The 18,946-nt window shown below is 40.0% G+C and carries 15 protein-coding genes and 1 tRNA gene; 2 read left to right on the top strand and 14 right to left on the bottom strand.

The features are described from left to right. Window positions 1-215: 215 nt before the first annotated feature. The 11 genes from B3209_RS06770 to B3209_RS06820 all read right to left on the bottom strand — a co-directional run bounded on the left by B3209_RS06770 (window position 216) and on the right by B3209_RS06820 (window position 13,637). On the bottom strand, window positions 216-1,190 hold the full coding sequence (locus tag B3209_RS06770) for an oligopeptide/dipeptide ABC transporter ATP-binding protein (RefSeq protein ID WP_296663945.1): 975 nt from the start codon (window positions 1,188-1,190) through the stop codon (window positions 216-218). Window positions 1,191-1,206: 16 nt separating this feature from the next. After that, window positions 1,207-3,285, bottom strand: coding sequence for a dipeptide/oligopeptide/nickel ABC transporter permease/ATP-binding protein (locus tag B3209_RS06775; RefSeq protein ID WP_296663947.1), 2,079 nt, complete (start codon window positions 3,283-3,285; stop codon window positions 1,207-1,209). A gap of 6 nt (window positions 3,286-3,291) precedes the next feature. Beyond that, window positions 3,292-4,269, bottom strand: coding sequence for an LEA type 2 family protein (locus B3209_RS06780; protein ID WP_296663950.1), 978 nt, complete (start codon window positions 4,267-4,269; stop codon window positions 3,292-3,294). 16 nt (window positions 4,270-4,285) lie between these two features. Further along, window positions 4,286-5,380, bottom strand: coding sequence for an ABC transporter permease (locus B3209_RS06785; protein ID WP_296090350.1), 1,095 nt, complete (start codon window positions 5,378-5,380; stop codon window positions 4,286-4,288). A 9-nt stretch (window positions 5,381-5,389) separates the two neighbouring features. Continuing rightward, window positions 5,390-7,213, bottom strand: coding sequence for an ABC transporter substrate-binding protein (locus B3209_RS06790; RefSeq protein ID WP_296663953.1), 1,824 nt, complete (start codon window positions 7,211-7,213; stop codon window positions 5,390-5,392). A gap of 1 nt (window position 7,214) precedes the next feature. Continuing rightward, window positions 7,215-8,933: a DNA polymerase III subunit gamma/tau gene (gene dnaX, locus B3209_RS06795; protein ID WP_296663955.1), complete on the bottom strand. Its 1,719-nt coding sequence runs from the start codon at window positions 8,931-8,933 to the stop codon at window positions 7,215-7,217. Between the two features lie 205 nt (window positions 8,934-9,138). Continuing rightward, complete coding sequence (locus B3209_RS06800) at window positions 9,139-9,771, bottom strand: energy transducer TonB (RefSeq protein ID WP_296663957.1); 633 nt, start codon at window positions 9,769-9,771, stop codon at window positions 9,139-9,141. Then, on the bottom strand, window positions 9,768-10,172 hold the full coding sequence (locus B3209_RS06805) for an ExbD/TolR family protein (protein WP_296663958.1): 405 nt from the start codon (window positions 10,170-10,172) through the stop codon (window positions 9,768-9,770). The genes B3209_RS06800 and B3209_RS06805 overlap by 4 nt, the downstream gene beginning before the upstream one ends. Then, window positions 10,169-10,570, bottom strand: coding sequence for an ExbD/TolR family protein (locus tag B3209_RS06810; RefSeq protein WP_296663960.1), 402 nt, complete (start codon window positions 10,568-10,570; stop codon window positions 10,169-10,171). Before B3209_RS06810 ends, B3209_RS06805 begins: the two co-directional genes overlap by 4 nt. After that, window positions 10,563-11,192 carry a MotA/TolQ/ExbB proton channel family protein gene (locus tag B3209_RS06815; protein ID WP_296663962.1) on the bottom strand — a complete coding sequence of 210 codons (630 nt, stop codon included), beginning with the start codon at window positions 11,190-11,192 and terminating at the stop codon, window positions 10,563-10,565. The genes B3209_RS06810 and B3209_RS06815 overlap by 8 nt, the downstream gene beginning before the upstream one ends. A 99-nt stretch (window positions 11,193-11,291) precedes the next feature. Further along, the gene (locus B3209_RS06820; RefSeq protein ID WP_296663963.1) at window positions 11,292-13,637 is read right to left on the bottom strand and encodes a TonB-dependent receptor plug domain-containing protein; all 2,346 of its coding nucleotides are present in this window, start codon (window positions 13,635-13,637) and stop codon (window positions 11,292-11,294) included. Between the two features lie 456 nt (window positions 13,638-14,093). Here B3209_RS06820 and B3209_RS06825 point away from each other — a divergent pair, with 456 nt between their 5' ends. Next, a complete protein-coding gene (locus tag B3209_RS06825) occupies window positions 14,094-14,864 on the top strand; it encodes a hypothetical protein (RefSeq protein WP_296663965.1) in 771 nt (256 codons plus the stop codon). Between the two features lie 124 nt (window positions 14,865-14,988). On the opposite strand, the gene B3209_RS06830 is transcribed toward B3209_RS06825, so the two are convergent. Further along, window positions 14,989-15,062: transfer RNA gene (locus B3209_RS06830), tRNA-Ile, on the bottom strand. A 62-nt stretch (window positions 15,063-15,124) separates the two neighbouring features. Further along, complete coding sequence (locus B3209_RS06835; RefSeq protein WP_296663966.1) at window positions 15,125-17,188, bottom strand: methyl-accepting chemotaxis protein; 2,064 nt, start codon at window positions 17,186-17,188, stop codon at window positions 15,125-15,127. Between the two features lie 108 nt (window positions 17,189-17,296). Here B3209_RS06835 and B3209_RS06840 point away from each other — a divergent pair, with 108 nt between their 5' ends. Then, window positions 17,297-18,172, top strand: coding sequence for a YitT family protein (locus B3209_RS06840; RefSeq protein ID WP_296663968.1), 876 nt, complete (start codon window positions 17,297-17,299; stop codon window positions 18,170-18,172). Between the two features lie 7 nt (window positions 18,173-18,179). Here B3209_RS06840 and B3209_RS06845 read toward each other — a convergent pair whose 3' ends face one another. Beyond that, window positions 18,180-18,803 carry a YkgJ family cysteine cluster protein gene (locus B3209_RS06845; RefSeq protein WP_296663970.1) on the bottom strand — a complete coding sequence of 208 codons (624 nt, stop codon included), beginning with the start codon at window positions 18,801-18,803 and terminating at the stop codon, window positions 18,180-18,182. Window positions 18,804-18,946 lie beyond the last annotated feature (143 nt).

Below are 18,946 nucleotides of genomic sequence, written 5' to 3' on the forward strand. Positions count from 1 at the left end.
TCAGTCAATAAAACGAACTTTTGGCGTAAATCAAAGAATTCTATAAATAGGCGGTTTATGCGTGATTCTTGGGGGCAGATTTTTTTTGTTTTTTTTAACTGCGGAATTAAGGGAAAATCTTTAAAAGTAAGGGTACAAAAACGAATATAATTCTAAAAATTCCACATAATTAGTTGAATTGTCATACTTTTGTAGTATTAAGGCGTTTTTAGAGTCTATTCTATAAGAAAACAGCGCACTTTATGGTTTTCTGAAATCTGCTTTAAAGGCGGAATTTCAGAGCGGCATTTTTCCTGTGCTTTTGGGCATCTGTGGGCAAACGGACAGCCAGAAAGACTTTCAAGCAATGTTTTCATTTCGCCTGTTTTTTCAACTTGAAATTTTCCGCCTGCTCCGGCAAAAAGTGTCTGCGTGTATGGATGCAAGGCTTCCTTGTAAAGATTTTTCGCTTCTGCTTCTTCTACAATCATTCCGCGGTACATTACGCCGATTGTGTCGCAAAAATAGCAGGAAACTTTTAAATCGTGGGCAATAAACAAAAATGAAAGTCCGCGTTTTTTCCTTAAATCCTGCAAAAGATTCAGAATTTGTGCCTGAACAGAAACATCCAGCGCGCTTACAACTTCATCGCAAATCAAAAGTTCCGGCTCAAGAATAAGTCCGCGTGCAATTGAAATGCGCTGCCTTTGTCCGCCTGAAAATTCCTGCGGCCGTCTGTCCAAATCCGCTTTGTCTAGCCCGATTTCTTCAAGCAAGGCGGCGGCTTTTTCACGTGCCTGTTCTTTTCCCTGCCAATGCGATGAGTATTTTAAAGGCGATGATAAAATGCTTGCAATTGTCATTCGCGGATTCAGCGAGCGTGAAGGGTCTTGAAAAATGTATTTTACTTTTTCCCTATATGCGGAAAGAGCTTTTTTGTCCAGATTTGCGACTTCAATAGGTTCTGTTTTTTCCTGCGGATTGAAATAAATTTTCCCAGAATCAGCATCGTACATTTTTACTAAAAGCCGGGCTGTTGTTGTTTTTCCGCAGCCGCTTTCGCCTACAAGTCCGTAAGTTTTTCCGCGCTCAATTTCAAATGAAACTCCGTTTACCGCATAGACTTGCTTGTTTTTTTTTGCAAAGAATCCAGCGTCAAGTCCAAAGTGTTTTTGCAGGTTTTCAGCGCACAATATTATATCTTTTTTCATATAAAACTAATCCTTTTTATATCATTTTATAGCATTTGAAGTTTTCTTTTTCGCATTCATCTTTTCTAAAGCCGCATCTTGGAGCAAACGGACAGCCGCTTTCAGGAGATGCAGGATCTGTAACTCTTCCTGGAATAGAAGAAAGCACTTGCTCCGTGTAGTGGCTTCCGAATTTCGGCGTGGAAGCTAAAAGTGCCTTTGTATAAGGATGCCGCGGATTTTTTATTATTTGGGCAGAAGTTCCTTTTTCCATGATTAGTCCGCCGTACATTACAATTATGTTGTCGCAAAGCGAAGCTACAAGGTCAATGTTGTGGCTTATAAAAATTATTGAAAGTCCGCGCTTGTTTCTTAAGTCTGCCAAAAGCTCCACGATTTGCGCCTGAATTGTAACATCGAGCGCAGTTGTAGGCTCGTCCGCAATGAGAAGGTCGCAGCCTTGTGCCAATGAAAGCGCAATGCTGATTCTTTGAAGCTGTCCTCCTGAAAACTGGTGCGGAAAATTCTTTAGGCGCTTTTCTGCGTCTGGAAGTCCCACTTCATTTAAAAGTTCTATAGCGCGTTTTTTGCATTCTTCTTTTGAAAGCTCAGGTTCTGAATTCCTAAAAGTTTCCGCAAAAACATTTTCTATGCTTTGGAGCGGATCAAATGAGCGTCCAGGCTCTTGAAAGATGCAGCCGATTTTTCTTCCGCGCAATTCCCTAAACTGATCTTGCGAAAGAGATGTAAGTTCAATGCCTTTAAAGAAAATTCTGCCTTCAACAAAGGCGTTCCCCGGCAAAAGTCCAGAAACCGCCGTTGTGGAAACAGATTTTCCTGAGCCGCTTTCTCCGACAATTCCAAGAATTTCTCCGCGCTTCATTGAAAAAGTTACTCCGCGCACAGCCTGAATCTGAATATTTTTGTTTCCAGCTGAAACGTCAAAAGTTACAAAAAGATTTTGCACAGTTAAAAAAGAACGCTGAAGTTCCGCCATTGAAAATTCGCATTGAGCAGAATGTGTCTTGATTTTCTTTTCAAGCTGTCTTTTTTTCCAAGTTGGAAAAACTGAATGGAACGGATCATAAAAATCACGCAGACTGTCGCCCAAAAAGTTAAATGCGAGCGTTACGGCAAGCAAGAGCCACACAGGAGTTAAGAGCCACGGAAAATTTTTGAGATTGTTTAAAGTTGAAATATCGCGGTTTATAAGCGAGCCCCAGCTTACAGCAGGATCATTTATTCCAAGTCCAAGATACGAAAGTGTTGTTTCGCTCATAATAAATCCTGGAATCGAAAGCGTTGTGCTTACAATAAGAAGGCTTGCAATCTGCGGAATTATATAGTTAAAGATTACTACTAGAGATGGTGTTCCTTCAAGGACTGCGTTCTGAACAAATTCTTCACGCTTTATTGAATGAATCATTCCACGCAAAGTCCGCGCGCTTCCCGGCCATCCTACAAGAGAAAGGATTATCGTAATTACCATGTAGGAAGTTCCAGAGTCCATGTTTGTGTTTAAAAGCGAACGCAAAAAAAGGATTAAGTAAAGGCTAGGAATGAGCATAAAAAATTCGCTGAATCGCATTATAAACCAGTCTGTTGAGCCTCCGTAAAATCCTGCGAGTCCGCCAAAAACTATTGCAAGAACTAATGAAACTGCGCTGGCAATAAATCCAATCGTAAGTGAAATTCTGCTTCCGTATACGATTCTTGAAAAAAGGTCTCGTCCTAAATTGTCTGCTCCGATTAAGAATACCGGGTATTGGCTTCCATTTGAATCAGGCTTTGTTCCAAAAAGATGAAGGTCGCATGGAATTATTCCAAGAACTTTGTATTTATGTCCATGAACAAAAAATTTCAGGTCGTGCCGCAAATCCTTTACTTTTGCATAATGCCAAGTTGTGCTTTCCAAAACCCGGAATTCACGGACTTTTAGACCTTTGGAAGTCAGCTCAATATTTGCAGGATGAAAAGTATCTTTCGAAAAAGATGCAGTCGCTGAATAAGGAGCAAAAAATTCAGCAAAAATCATGACAATGTAAATCGCGGCAATCACGATTAAAGAGGCAAGCGCAACTGGTCGTCCTGTAATATATTTAAAAAGCTGCTTCATTTTGTTTTATTTTCCAATGGCAAATTTGCTTAGCGGAATTTCTTTTGAGCAAGACAAAGGCAAAGTTACTGATTTTAACTGCGGAAATGAAATGCCGCTTTCAAGCGCGAATGTCGGATTTGTTCCAGATTTATTTATAATCTGAGTGATAAATTTTCCAGCTGTAATTGTGTTGACTGTGGCTGTGAGCGGAATTGTTCCGTCTGCGGAATTTATTTCGTTTTGGGCAACGTCAAGAACTGTAAGTTCTTTTCCGCCTGAGCTTATTTTGCATGAATTCAAAATGTACTTCCAGTCTGCGCCTCCTTCATTTTTTACATTCAAGTTGAAGTTAATTTTTACGTCCATGTTCACTTTGTCGAGCAAGTTTTCTGCGATCGGTTTTCCAGAAGCCAGTGAAGTCGCCGCACTTGCCGCTTTTACCGCCGAGATTCCGCTTTTTGTGAAAGATGAAATAATTTCTTTTGCAGTCGGAAGAACAACTTTTGGACTTGAAAATGAAAAGCTTGGCTTGAATACAGGAACGTCAAAGTCTTTTGAAAAAGGCAATGTTATTGAAGAAATAAGCGGAATATTGTCGATTGTCGCATTTCCCGCTATCTTGAATGGAAGCGTTTTTTCAGACTTGAAAGTTTTTGCAAAGTTCAAAATTGAATCATAAGGAATTTTAAAGTTGAATGAGTTTTCTTTTGTGGATTTTGCTGAAAGTGAAATTCCTTCGTCTGCGGTCAAAGTTGTAAAAGCTTCGCCGTTGCAAGTTATATCCGCCGCAAGTTTTGCAAGTGAAAGTGAAACCGGATAAGGATTTTTGATTGCGTAGTCGCACTTTAATGTTATTCCTTCTAAATCGAGCGAAACAAATGAAATTGAATTGAATGAAACCGACGGCTTTGGAATTTCCGTTGGAATCTTGTTCGTAGAGCAGGAAATCTGAACAAAGGCAAGCAATGCGCTTGCGGCAATGGTAAACAAAAGTTTTTTCATAAAGCACTCCAAAAAATTATTTATATCTGATTCTAGGATCTACAATTGCAAGTGTGATGTCTGAAATAATCATTCCAGCAAGAACTAACGCGGAAACAAACATGCTGTTCGCCAGAACAAGATTTACATCCTGCTGGGTTACAGCTTCATACATCAGCCGGCCTATTCCCGGATATGAAAAGATTATTTCCAAAATCAAGCTTCCGCTAAAAAGGCTTGCAAGAAGATTTGCGCTGCCTGTTATATACGGATTAAGCGTGTTTTTAAAAGCATGGTTCAAATAAATTCTGCGCTCGCAAATTCCTCGTGAACGAAGAGCCATGATGTAAGGAAGTCCCATTTGATCCAGCATTGTTGAGCGGATCATTCTCATAGTTCCTCCGACTCCGCCAAGAAAAGAAGCTAGCAGCGGAAGAAAAATATGATGAACATAGCTGAATGAAAATTTCAGCGGATTTTCAGAGAATGGAAAATTCGGATAGCCTGTTACTGGAAAAAATCCTGTTATAGATGCAAAAAGCTGCAAAAGAATCAAAAGCAAAATTCCCGGGAACGCATGAAAAAACAACGCGAAAAAAGTTGCAGCCACATCGGTTCTAGTTCCGGCTTTGCTAGAAAAATAAACTCCGAGCAAAAAAGAAAATGACGTAATAAAAACAAGCGAAATCAAATTCAAAACTATTGAATTTTTAAGACGCGATAAAATCAAAAAACTTACCGGCGTTCTGGAAATCAAGCTTATTCCAAGATCGTGGTTTATAAAAACTCTTTTTAGCCAGTCCATATATTGCGCGTAAAACGGCTTGTCTAGTCCAAGTTCTTTTCTAAGCTGCTGGCCTTGATCTGTTGTAAAGCTGTTGTCTTTTGAAATTTGCGACGGTGAAACCGAAGTTGAATTCATGGAAGATGCAATTTGCTGCGTCATCATCTGGTCAACTATGTCTCCGGGAGCAAGTTCCATAAGCGCGAACATTGCAAGCCCCAAAAGAAAAAGAAGAGCTGCCATCGTTGCGATTCTGCCAGTTATAAAAGATGCGAGTGGACTTTGCTTTTTAAAGTAGTTCCAAGGAAAAGAAATTGTTTCCCAAAGTTTTTTTAAAAATGCTGCCATATTTTTTCCTTACTGAATCTGCGACAAGAAAATTCGTTCCGTCATTGCTCCGTTCATATTGTCGTAAAAAAAGTTTGAAATATCCCATTTGCCTTGAAGGGCAAAAAAAGTTTTCATGCTTACAAGATAAATTATCGGGCATTGCTCAAGAATAATGGACTGATATTCATCCCAAATTTTTTTAGCCTGATTGAAATCGTTTGTAAATGAACCTTCGTTGTAAAGATGGTCAATTCTTGCTTCCCATTCAGTTGCCGGAGTTTTTTGCTCTGGATACCAAAGATGCAGGTTTCCGCTTGAAGGCCAGACATTGCTTCCTTGCGTTGGAAAAATATTCGCGCCAAGCCCAATGAACACTGACTGCCAGTCATAAGTTGAAGTCAAAAGCTCAATCAGTTTCTGAAAGTCAACCTGACGAACATTCACGGTTATTCCAACGCTTGAACATTCGTCCGCCACAATTTGCGCCATGTCGTTTGCGGTTGTGCTAGAAGAAGCGATTGTAAGGTCAAATGAAATTTCGTTTCCAAAGGCATCGCGCATTGTTCCGTTTGAATCTTGGTTTATTCCGATTTTTGACAAAAGCCGCAAAGCCATTTCTTTGTCGAATCTGTATTTTAGTGTGATTGCTTCATTGTAATAAGGATTTACGCTTGGAAAAAAATTGTACTTTGGCTCAGCAAGTCCGCGGTAAGTCTGTTCAATTATTCTTTCACGGTTTAAAAGACAGCTCATTGCCTGACGGAATTCTTTTTTTGTAAACCAGCTGTAGAAATTTTTTCCTCTGTTTTTTGGATTCTGATTGAAAGTCCACATTGCAGTTCCAATTGAACCTTCTGAGCGGAAAACTTTGTAAGAATCTTTTTGTCCGCTTATTACAGCATCAACTTCTTCTGGAACAGGCGAATAGGATTCCAATTTTCCTTGCTTGAACAAAAGATATTCAGTCCGCGGATTTCCTACAATTTGAACTGTCTTTGTGTCTATGTAAGTTGTGGTTTTTCCTTGAAAGTCTTTTTCCCAGTAGTACGGATTTTTCTTGTACACTATTCTTTGGCCCGGAATATATTCAGCTATGTACCATCTTCCCATTGAAGGAATTTCCTGTACATTGCACGAAGCCTTGAATAAGTCTTTTACACCTTCTGCGCCTTTTTCTTCCTTTGCTTTTTTATAAATAAAAGACGGACAAAAGTTCATGTTTGTGGCAAGAAGCGGATCTGCTATAATCCGCGGAAAAACAAAATCAAACTGCCTGTCGTTTATTTTTACACATTCAATGCGCGCAGAGCTTCCGTCTGGCATGGAAACAAACTGTCCGTTGTAGCCTGAGCTTTGGAACGCTGGATCTCCTGCAATTTCGTTGTACCAGAAAACAACGTCATCAGAAGTTACAGGAACTTTTTTATCTGAACCGAACCAAGTCCAATAAAGATTTTCACGCAAGGTGTAATGAACGGTGAGCGTGTTTTTTTCCTTGTTTGTTTCTACTTCAAAGAATGCAGCTTTTGGAAACCATTTTTTTTCAGCATTGTCATAGTCCACAAGCGAATCCAAAGTCTGATTTATAATTCCTGCGCTTTCTGCATCGCGTTCTGCAATGTACTGGTTGAAAGTTTTTGGGTCCGCATTCACTGAAGAAAGCCATTCTCCGCCTTCTGTTCCATCTGCAAAACTGCCGCCTTTCCATGGTTTGTAGAGAGTCTTTCCAAGAAGAAGCGAGCCTGAATTTTTTTTGTATTCCGCAATTTCTTCAAGTGTCATTTCAGGAGATTTTTGTCCGCAGCTAAAAAACAAGCCGGCGCATAAAAATAAAGCGAATGTTTTTTTCATTTTACGCTCCTACGGTTATAGTTCCTTTAAAGACATCCCGGAGAATTTTTACTTCTGTAGGAATTTCCTGCTTTTTTTCTTCAACTTTTTTCGGAACAAACTGAATTTCAAAGCTTATTGTCCGTCCGTAAATTTTAGAAAGATATTCTGAAATTTTAGAAGCCTGCTGCTGAATCTGCATCTGCTCAAACTGATTTTCACTTATTGCGCTTGCTTTGTTTTCTTCAAGCTTCCATTCTTTTGTTTGCATTAAAGTGCTGGCAAGCAAAGCATCGTCCACAGAAAAATCAGAAATCATTGCTTCTTTTACTTTTTCTATGTCAGAAGTGTCTACATCTTTTGCCGCGGATTCTTTTTGTTGCGGAATATCTTGGTTTTGCTCTAAAGGCTTGGTTTCTGCCTCTGCTGAAAATTTTTCAGGCGGTTCAGCTCCGCCATCATAAAAAGAGTCTTCGTCTTCTTCCAGCGCGCTGAATGTGGGAATTGGAGCGGGAACAGATAAAAACGAATTCCTTGGCGCATTTATATTTACCGGTTCATTTTTTTTTTCAGCAGGGATTTTTCTTTGCGAGGTTGAATTTGCCAAAATCGGTTTTACAGCATCAATTGCTTTTTTGACTTCCGCTGCGCAAACGTAATCTTTAAGCCAGCAAAGCCTTGAAACTGCAAGCTCAAATTCGTATCTTGGGCTTAGCGAGTAGCGGACATCCCTGTAAAGTTGCATAAAAATTCCAAGTGCTCTTTCTGTCTGCACTGAATTCCAGGAATCCAACACTTCTTTAGAAAAACGGTCTGCGCTTTGTCCAAGCAAGGATTCTTTTTTTACACCGCTTTTTATAAGAAGAATTGACCTTAAATAGTCTGCGCAGTTTGAAATAAGCTGCTCAATGCTTACGCCGTTCTGCAAATATTCATCAAGCTTTAATAGCGCGTTTTCTGAATCTTTTTTTACACAGAATCCGAATATTTCATTCAAGCGGTCAACTCCAACAAGTCCAAGCTTGTCGCGGATTTTTTCGTAAGTGATTTCTCCGCCGGAAAAAGCTGCAACCTGATCAAAGAGCGTGTACGAATCTCTCATTGAGCCTGTTGATTCTCTTGCAATCCAATAAAGCGCTTCGTCTTCTGCCTTTATTCCAAGTTCGCTGGCGGCTTCTGCAAGCTGCTGTTTTACTTTTTCAATTGGAACAAGCCTAAAGTTGAACTGCTGGCATCTTGATTTTATTGTAGCTGGAACTTTTTGGATTTCCGTAGTTGCGAAAATAAAAATGCAGTATGGCGGCGGCTCTTCAATTGTCTTTAAAAGTGCGTTGAATGCTGAAGTTGAAAGCATGTGGACTTCATCGATTATGTAGATTTTGTATCTGCATGAATTCGGCGGAAACAAAACTTCATCTTTTATCTGGCGAACATCATTTACGCTTGTATTTGAAGCTCCGTCTATTTCAATTACATCGAGCGAAGAACCGGCTGTTATTTCCTTACAGGCTGCGCATTCTCCGCACGGAAAAGCTGTAGGTCCTTTCTGGCAGTTCAGGGCTTTTGCAAGAATTCTTGCAGTTGATGTTTTTCCGCATCCTCTCGGACCTGAAAACAAATATGCGTGAGCTATTTTTTTTGACTGAATTGAATTCTTGAGGGTTTCTGCAACGAATTCCTGACCAACAAGATTGTCAAAATTTTGTGGACGACGCCTTGTCGCTGTAACTTCGTAAGCCATACGCTATAGAATACAGTAAAAAATCAATATTTACAACGGCAGTTTTTAAAGGGAAATCAACCGTAGAATTTTTGTTTCCTGTTCTAAGCGGAACGTGCTTCCTATTCAAACAGGAACGGCATTTTTGCTTTAAGCGGAAGTTCTTTCCTGTTAGAGCAGGAACGTATTTTTTTGCTCTAACTGAAATGTTTTCTTCTATTATATATTACGTCAATTTAAATCTGACAGGGTATCTGTATCTTACAGCGCAAGCTTTTCCGTTGATTAACGATGGGACACAATCTATTCCGTTGAACGCTGCCACTGCCGCTTCTGCAAATCCGTAGCCGGGATTTTTCAGCACGTTGATTTTTACAACTTTTCCCTTGGAATCTATAAAAAGTTCAAGCACAACTACGCCTTCAATTTTCTGTTTTTTTGCCATCTGCGGATAGGAAAGTCGACTTAGAATTTTTTTTGAAGGAAATGCTGGTGCTTTTGAAATCTTGTGCTGAGGAACATAGTCTGCGAACGGCTCAGGCTCTGCTTCTTGTTTTTGTTGTTCTTTTGCAATTTCCTCTTTTTTCTCTTCGATTTTTTCGCTTGCTTTTGGCTCTTTGTGTTCTGCAACTTCAGCTTCTCTTTTTGGAGCGGATTTTTGTTTTGGTGGCGGCGGAAGATATTCCTGTGCATCAACGAGCTTGAAAACTTTTGTCTCAATAAAATCTTGCTCTTCAAGTTTTTTTTCGTTCTTTCCCTTGAAAATACAGAACGCCCCGATGTGAAGAAGAATTGTTACGATAAGTATGAGCGGCTTGTAGAATTTTTGGCAGATTCCGCAGAATTTCGGCTGTTTCATTTTACAAACTCCTTTACCACAAAGCTTACAACTCTGTGCTGAAGCGACTGCAAAACGGACACAACTGAATTCACATATTTATAAGGCGTGTTTTTATCTGCGATTATGTGGACTTGCACATCTGGATGCTCGGCAATTGCGGAAACAACAAGGGCTTCCAGAAGTTCCGGCGTTGCATTTTGCTTGTTTGCGCTTACAGTTCCGTCTTTTTGAATCCAGATTTCAAAGTTGTGTTCAAGACTTGTCTTTTGTAGCTGCTTTGCTTCGGAATATTCAATGTGTTCTTCATAACGCTGGTTCATAAGCGAAATCAGCATTATAAAAATCAGCAGGAGAAATCCTATGTCCGACATTGAGGATGTTGTTATGCTTGCTTTTCGTTTTTTGCGTTTTATGTTCATACACTGTCTTCCATTTTGAAGCAGAAGTTTTCTATATTAAGATTTCTTATCTCATAAATCACATCGACTACATTTTGATAAAGAGTTTCGGGATTTATAAAAAGAAGAAATGTCATGTTCGGCCATTCTTTTTGTTTTTCCTGAAGCGCGGTGCAAAGCTCTTCAAGGCTTGCGTTTTTTCCGTTGAGAATTAGAGTTCCATCTGCATTCAGTCTGGCTTTAATAAGGTCGTTCTGCTGCACAACTTTCGGTTTTTCTTTTGACGGCAAATTCAGCACAAAGCCCTTGTTCACATTGAATCCCGCAATCACAATGAAAAACACAATCAAGAGGAAGCTCAAGTCCTGAAGCGAGCCTGAGCTTGTGTCTTCAAACGGTCGTCTTTTGCTTTTAATCATTTTGTGCACCAAGAAGTTCTGGAATAATGTCGTTTACGGCTTTTGAAGTTTCGGCGGCAAAGACATCGACTTTCTGAACAAAAAGATTGTAGGCGACAAGGGCAACAATCGCAATTATAAGTCCGAAAACTGTTGTAATTAAGGCCTCGTAAATTCCGCCTGCGACAAGTTGCGCATTTACATCTGTGGCGTCCGCAATCGACTTGAAAGCTCCAATCATTCCTGAAACTGTTCCCAAAAATCCTGTGAGAGGCGCAAGTGAAGAAAGAGCTGTAAGATAATTAAAGCCGTTTTCCATTCTGCGGATTCTTTCCTGAGCTTCACTTTCCGCAGCTTTTTCCATTCTTGACTCTCCGAATTTTGAATTCTGTAAAAGAGCTAGAAAAACTGTTGCGGCTGTTTTTTTGCGGCTGAATGAAGAAAGAAGTTGTTCCGCTTCGTCTTTTTTGTTCTGCCTTAAAAGTTTTTTTATACTGTTGCTTAAAGATGAAACATTGCAGTCGTGCCAGAAAAGATAAATGCAACGTTCCAAAACCAGCGCGAATGTCGCAATGCTGAAAATAAGAAGAACCCACATAAAAGGTCCGCCGAGTTTAAAAAGTTCAACCAAATTGAATGTCATATTTTTCTCCCATAAAAATCGGTTTTTTATCTGTCATTCTTGTGCTTGACACGGGAATGACACTTAAATTGCTGTTCTTATCAAAGCTCGAAATTAAGGCTAATAGCTTATTTTAAGTCCGAGTGAAATCATCGGAATTCCAATGTTGAAATTTGCGCTTGAAGTGTTATCGTCTTCTTTTCCTGTGCGGCTGTTGAATCCTTTTTCGCCTTTTGGACTGTAAAGATTCAGGAAAATATTCTCTGCGCCGATGTAGTATTCAAGTGTTGTCCGTGATGATTTTCCGACTTTTTTCTTATAGCCAAGCCTAATGTCAATTGGGCACGAAATCTGTGTGCGCAAACTATCGTTGTAGAAACTGTTCCTTGTATAACGCTGAATTACAGTTCCGTCTTCAAGTTTTGCCGGGTAGCAGTAAATGCTGCTGCTGTCTTTTTTGGGAGTTCCTGTGGCGAAAGTTCCTTTTACAGTGAATGTCCAGTGCTCCTTGAACTTGAAGTTTGCAACAGCATTCAGCGTGTGGAATCTGTGGAAGTCAGGATAGTACCATTCATCAAGCGGATCGCCGTAATTTGTTGTCTGGTCGTCATAAAGTTTTGTATACGGATTTTTGAATCTTGCCATTACAAACGAGTACGAAAGATAGCCGTCCCATTTTTCGCCGTTTTTCTTTTCCAGCATAAGATCGAATCCTGTTGTGAATCCTTTTCCGTTGAATCTTGAATCAAGTTTTATATCCATTGGATCTGTGTCGTCTTCTACAGTAAACATTCTGTTCAGGTAGTGCTTGTAGTAGCCTTCAAGTTTAAAGTTCCAGTCCTCGTTGAATTTAAGCTCGGTTCCTAAGACAGTGAAAATTGCCCTGTTTGGACTTACATCTGATTCCTTAAGTCCCATGTCTTTGCTTGCAACAATCAGCTCCATTGGAACAGAAGAAAAAAGTCCGCAGCCTGCGCTGAATGAAACTTTGTCAAAATAATCTGTGTAACGCCACGGTGTGCAGTGCAGAACTGCCCTTGGATTAAACACTGGTTTTGCATCCAGGCTTAAATCAGCGTTGTAATTTCTTATGTTAAGCTCGTCAATGCGTAATCCAGTTTCTCCGCTAAAAACAGATGTTTCTGTTCCAAAATTCCAAAGCACATAAGCTGCTGATTTAAAAACATTATTTCCTTTTTCTTTTATTGAATAATCGATTTCGTAAAAGTCAGGGTACGGCGAATCTTTCTTTAGCTGCTCGTTCCAGCCGTGCATTTTTTGTGTAGTGTCGCTTCTGCTCCACATTTCTTCTGCGCCGACTGCAATTCTGTTACTTGCATTAAGTTCCATTTCGCCTTCAATTTTTCCCTGAATCTGATGGGCAATTATTCGCTCTTTTTGGCTTTCGTTCTGTGTGTTTAGTTGATATTTTTTTCTTGTTCTTGCCTCGTCGCTTAAAAGGGAACCGTACTGCTCAAGAAAATCATCGTTGTATTTAAATTCGCCGTCAACAGTTCCGCTGTACGTCAGGTTTTCGAAAGTCCAGTTGTAGCTTGCAAGTGCCTTGACTTGTGTGTTGTCGCTTGGAATCCATTTTGCGTTCAATGCTGCAAATGCGGTCTGCATACTAAAATCAAAGTCCGATGTTGTGTGCTCGCCATCGTCAGTGTCGTCTGTTTCAAGCCCAACTCCGTCGCTTCCGTAGAATGCGTTGAAAGTCAAGTTCAGTTTTTCCGCCGGATTCCAATAAATTTTTGTGTAGAAGTCGCGGATATAAGGAACGGTTTTTAGCGCGTCTGTAATTTCATTTGAACCGCCAAACATTTTGTATGCTCCAATGTAGCCTTCAATGTAAGTAATTTTTCCGCCTGCAAAAACTCCAAAATTATTTGTTACTGGAAGCTGAATAAATAAATCTGTCGCAATAGAAGTTATGTTGAAATCAAAGTGAATTTCTTCGCCCGGCTGAACTGTTGTTACTTCCATAAGTCCTGAAAGAGCCTGTCCGTAGCGCGCCGAAAAAACTCCGTTGCTCATCTTTACGCTGTCTGTCATGTGTGGATTGAAGATTGAATATGCGCCGCCCCAGTGCCACGGATAAAGAATGTAAACTCCGTCAAGAACAGTCTGCATTTCCCTTGGATAGCCTCCGCGGATTGAAGGCTCGCTGTTCCAGTTGCCGTTAAAAGTTATGCCGGGCATTGTTTGCACGGAACTCATAACGTCTTCAACAAGTCCGATCTGCGAAGTTGTTTTGAGTTGTTCCTTGTCCATTACGACAGAAACTCCGCTCACTGCTTCTTTTTCCGAATCTGCGGTTTGTTCAAGAGTAAGGCCTTCGCCTTCCATTATGATGTCGTCAAAATTGTCATCAGACTGCATTGCCTCTTGTGCTGCCTGCGCATGAACAAAAAAACTTGAAGCGAAAAGTCCCAGTGCGATAAATAGTTTGAATACCTGGTTCATTTTTCCTCCCATTTGTACTTGAATAATAAAACCTAAGTGCTTTGGTACTTATTTTGTTAGTTTTATTGAATTATATAAAATGTATATCGTTTGTCAATATGATTTTAGTAATTAACATTAATATATTTTTGTTTTAGAATAAAATATTAATGTAAAACATAGATTTTAAAGTAAACATATAAGTTTGTGGACAAAAGAAAATATAATTTGTGTTATGCCGCGTTTTTTAGGTGATAAGTTGCATAATTTTAAAGATGAATTTTTGCAGATGACAATTTTGCTGTTTGTTGAATAAATTGACAAGCTGATATTTTTCATATAAACTCTCTTTTACAATAACGTATGTTATTTTTATATCTTATAATCTTTTTGCTTGTCAATACAGAATAAAAAAAATTTCTAAAAACACGTTGTTGTGTTATAAACTTTTATGAACCATCTTGTGGAGTTTTATTTATGAAAAAGATTTTTTTGCTTTTAGCTGTAGCTTTTGTTGCTGCAATCAATTGTTTTGCAAATATTCAGTTTAGCTTCGATGTTGTTGGAAAGCCTATCAATCATTCAGAAATTGAAATTCCTACTGTGCGCGGAAAAAATTTAGATGACTTTACAGGCTCGATTAACAAACTGCTAGAATTTGGATTTGAAGCGGGGATTGTTTATTTTGTTGAAAAAGAAAATTCAGAAACTGGAAAAATGCTTTTTAGTTTATTAGATGAAGATTCTGCAGAAAGTCAGCAGGAAAACCAAACGGACAGTTCAAAATATCAGTGTGGAATTTATTTTGATGTTGAAATGCTTTCTTACAGAAATGCAATAATTAAAATAAAAAAAGATGATAAAACAAAAAAGACTTTCAATGACAAAGTTAATGGTGGAGATTATTCTTTGGCTTTGGGATTTTGCGGCCGCTACAACAAGTCTGAATCTTTTTTCTTTGATTTTAAACTTGGACTTTACGGAAGCTATACTTCATTTGAAAACAAAGACGATTCGTATAATTTAATGTCGCTTGCAGGCGGATGTGAACTCGGAATTTCTATAAATTACAGAATTCTAAAAACTTCAAAGTTTGCAACGGCTCTTTCCTTGGGATGCGAAATAAATGCTGGTTCTTGCTTTGGAACTTTAAGTGAATCTGGCTATGATGACACGACATTTGATCTTTCTTCTAAATCTACTGAAATAGGAATAGAAGTTCACACAGGCGTAAAGTTTATTCTTTAAAAACTGAAACTCTGCATGGCAATTTCGCGTCGGCGTTCATTGCGCTTCAAGTCCTAGAATTTTTGTTGATTAATTTAAATAAAAAAAAGGATACTTCATTACGAAGTGTCCTTTATAATTTTACTGGGCCATCTAGGACTTGAACCTAGGACCAAGGGATTATGAGTCCCCTGCTCTAACCGACTGAGCTAATGGCCCGAATGTCAAATATTATATCTGAAATTTTACATTGGGGTCAATAGCAAAAATGTTTTCTTCCGCTAGATTTTGAATTTCGACAGGACGCTGTCCATGACCTTTATGCTGTCGTGGGTTGTCTGCGCCATTTCGGAGATGTTCTGCGCGGAGGTGTTTATTTCCTTTACGCCTTCCGACATTTCGTCCATGCTTCCTGCAACCTGCTGGGCGAGCATATCGAGGTTTCCGGCTGCGGTCGCAACATTCTCAACTGCGGCGGACATTTCCTTTGCGGTCTTGAGAACTGTTGAAGTCGTATCGTCCACGTCCTGCAGATTCGCTAGAACCTGTTTTGAGGACTCATGCTGGCGCGACATTGTTGTGTCCACATTCTGAACAAGTGATTCAGTGGAGCTGACTTTTTCAGTTATCTTTTCAAATTCCTTTACGGAAATTTCTGAAGTCTCAACAACCTTTGCAATCACCTGGCCGATTGTCTCAAGCTCCTTCTTGATTGAATTTGACTGCGCGGCGGAATTCTCGGCAAGCTTTCTGATTTCGTCCGCAACAACACTGAATCCCTTTCCGGCTTCTCCTGCATGCGCGGCTTCAATCGCGGCGTTCATGGCAAGAAGATTCGTCTGCGAGGCAATCTGCGAGATTACGGAGTTCGCGTCGGCAAGATTCTTGGACTGCTCCGCCATGTTCTTGATTTCATCCGCCATTTCGTTCTGGCGCGTCTTTCCGGAATCAGTGATGCGGATAAGCTCCTTGTATTCTCCGGCAAGGTTTGCGACGGATTCCGACATTTCCGCGATGTCAGCAACCATTTTCTCGATGAAAGATGACGATTCCGTGATTTTTGCGGACTGGTCTTCGATGTTCTTTTCAAGCGAATCAATTCCGCGGCTTGAGCTGTCAAGAATTCCCTGAACTTCATCAAGCGTCTTGTTCTGTTTTTCAATCTGATTTTTTACGCTCAGAATGTTCGACATAATCTGGGAGACCGCGCTTGCCGATTCCTGCGAAGTTGAAGCCAGGCTTGTTCCTATTGACTCAAGCTGGGATTCCGCCGAATTCACGTCCGCAAGAAGACTTCTCAAAGTTCCGATAAACTGGTTCACGGAATCTATCATCTCGCCGATTTCATTCTCTTTGTTTGTGTCTATTTTTACAGTAAGGTCGGAAGTGCCGGATTCTCCGTTCAGGCTTCTGAATGCCACGGACGTTCTTCTCAAAGGCTTCATCACAATCTGCAGAATTATAAATAGGATTACTCCAAGGCTTGCAAGAATCGCAACAATCACAACAGGAAGCGCAAGACTAACAAGGTGCGATGAGCTTTTTGCAAGTTCCTTCAGATTTATTCCGAGGTAAAGCATGGCGTTTCCGTCTTCGCTGTCAATCGGGCTGAAAACCGTCGCGGCAACGTTTCCCTTGTAGCGGTCAATCAGCTCAAGGACATGGCGTTTTTCGTAGACTTCGCCGATGATGAAAGGACTTCCCATTTTTCCGCCGGTCTTTGGTTTGCCGTTCTCGTCAATGTCAGAACTTTCAACGCAAGTGTCTTCTATAAAGATGTTCATGCTGCATCCGAGCGTGGAACCGTATTCTGAAATCCACTCATGGTCTGAAATTTCCTGCTGAATCAAAAGAACGCTTCCGTTTATCGCTGGAAACTTTGCGGCTGCGGTTGCAAGAACCTCGTCATTTTTGAGAGAGACGCATGAATTCAGTTTTCCGCCCGCGGCAGCCTTGAGCGCGTTCTTTTCGGAGGCAAGCGAAACAGAACTGTTCTTTCCGGCTGAATAGATTGTCTCGCCTGAGGTTTTGGCAAGAATCACGCTGTAAAGCTCCGCTTCTTTCTGAGCTTCCGAAAGCCTCTTAAAAATTTCGTCCTTAGATGAAATGCCACTCCAGTCAATCTTGTCCTGAATCACTGAAAGCTTTTTCTCAAGATTTTCCCGCCGTGAATCGAACAGAACGTGCATCCTGTCCGAGCTTGCTCTAAGCTCCATTTTTTTCATTCCTGTAATTTCGCCCGAAATCATCTTGCGCAGAACCAGCGAAACGCAGACCGAAACAACAACTGAAAGCACAACAGAAATAACAACAAGCACTGAATAAATAGACTTCTTCTTTTCCATAAAAAACCTACCGAGAATTTCGTAACCCCTTTTTATATTATTCAGCTACGGGGTGAATGTCAATTTTTTTTGCTTAACTAAACGATATTTTATTGATACAATTTTAACATGAGCAATGTAACTACGATTATTCCGACGCCTTCAACTTTTAAACGTGTGGTTCTTGTTATTGCCGGCGCAGTTATTTTTTCCATGAATCTGAATTCTTTTGCTTATGCGGCAGAACTTTTTCCAGGCGGATTTGCAGGAATTTCGCTTTTGATTCAGCGAGCATTTTTGAAGTTTTTCAATGTAAAAATTCCGTATACAGTTTTGTATTTTGCGCTGAATGCCGTGCCGGTTTTTATAAGCTTTAAATATATTGGAAAGAAGTTCACAATTTTTTCTTTGCTGATGATTGCAATTTCTTCGTTTCTTACAGATTTTATTCCTTCAATACGCATTACAGACGATTTGCTTTTGTGCTCGATTTTCGGTGGAATTTTAAACGGACTTGCTATAACTTGCTGCCTTTATGCTGATGCTACAAGCGGCGGAACGGACTTTATCGCAATTTATTTTTCTGAAAAAAAAGGCATGGATATGTGGAACATGATTTTCGGAATGAATATTTGCGTTCTTGTTGTGGCTGGAATTCTTTTTGGCTGGGACAAAGCTCTTTATTCGATTATTTTTCAGTTCAGCTCGACTCAAATCTTAAATGAACTTTATCGCCGCTATCAAAAAATAACGCTTTTTATTATCACAGAAAAACCCGACGAAATGTACCATGTTGTAAGGACTTCTACAAACCATGACGCTACAAAATTTATTGGAACAGGCTGCTACAAAAATTCAGAAAAGACAATGCTTTACACAGTTGTTTCTGCGGATGAGCTTGGACCTTTGAGCCGTGAGCTTAAAAAATGCGATCCAGCCGCTTTTATAAATGTTTTAAAAACAAAAGAAATTTTAGGGCGGTTTTTTACAAGAAGCAAAGATTAAGCGTTTATTAAACTTTTCCGCAGCATTTGAGAAGAAAAAATATGTGCTGAATTTTTCGGGGAAGAATTTTCCGCAGAGGCTCGGTGCTTTTGTTTTCGGGGCAGAGAGCCATTGCCTGCGCCATTATGTCGCTCATTGCAGGAGGAACGCCGCCTAGAATTTTTTCTGCTTCATCTTTTGAATACTGCCTGTGGGAAAGTCCAAGCCTTGAAAGTTTTTCTTCCGGATAAAATTTGCATGGCCGCCAGACAAGTGAACGGTTTTTGCTGTAAAAACAGCTTGCTCCAAAAAGCCTGCAAATAAAAGGACGTCCGCCGTAAATGGAACAATGATAATTATTTTCCGCATTGAAAAAGATGCAGGTTTTGCCGGAATTTTCTGCGCTTTCAAGAAGTTTTTCCGCAGTTTGCCTTTGATTTTGTATAAGCCACAATGCCATAAAGTTGGCCTCGGCTTGTGTTAAATCCGGCTCAAAGTTGTGGCAGCACATTCCGCATCCAGAAGGACAGGTGAATTTTGTTTTTTTGTACCAGTCCGACTGCTGCTTTTCAAGTTTAAAATAAAGTCTTTCTGTTTCGGCGGCAATTTTGCCTTCGCAAGTGTCTTTTAGGCTTTCAAAAACTGATTCCATGGCCTTTGCCTAAATTAAGTTTTTACAAAAATTTTGCGCTGCACGTTTTTTTATTCTAGGTTTTATACAAGTCAAAAAAAGCGGCTTCTTAAATGTCATTCCCGTGCTACGACACTGCGATGTTTACGCAGTAAACTCGGTCA

Source organism: Treponema sp. UBA6852 (genome assembly GCA_002449305.1).
Taxonomy (GTDB): domain Bacteria; phylum Spirochaetota; class Spirochaetia; order Treponematales; family Treponemataceae; genus Treponema_D.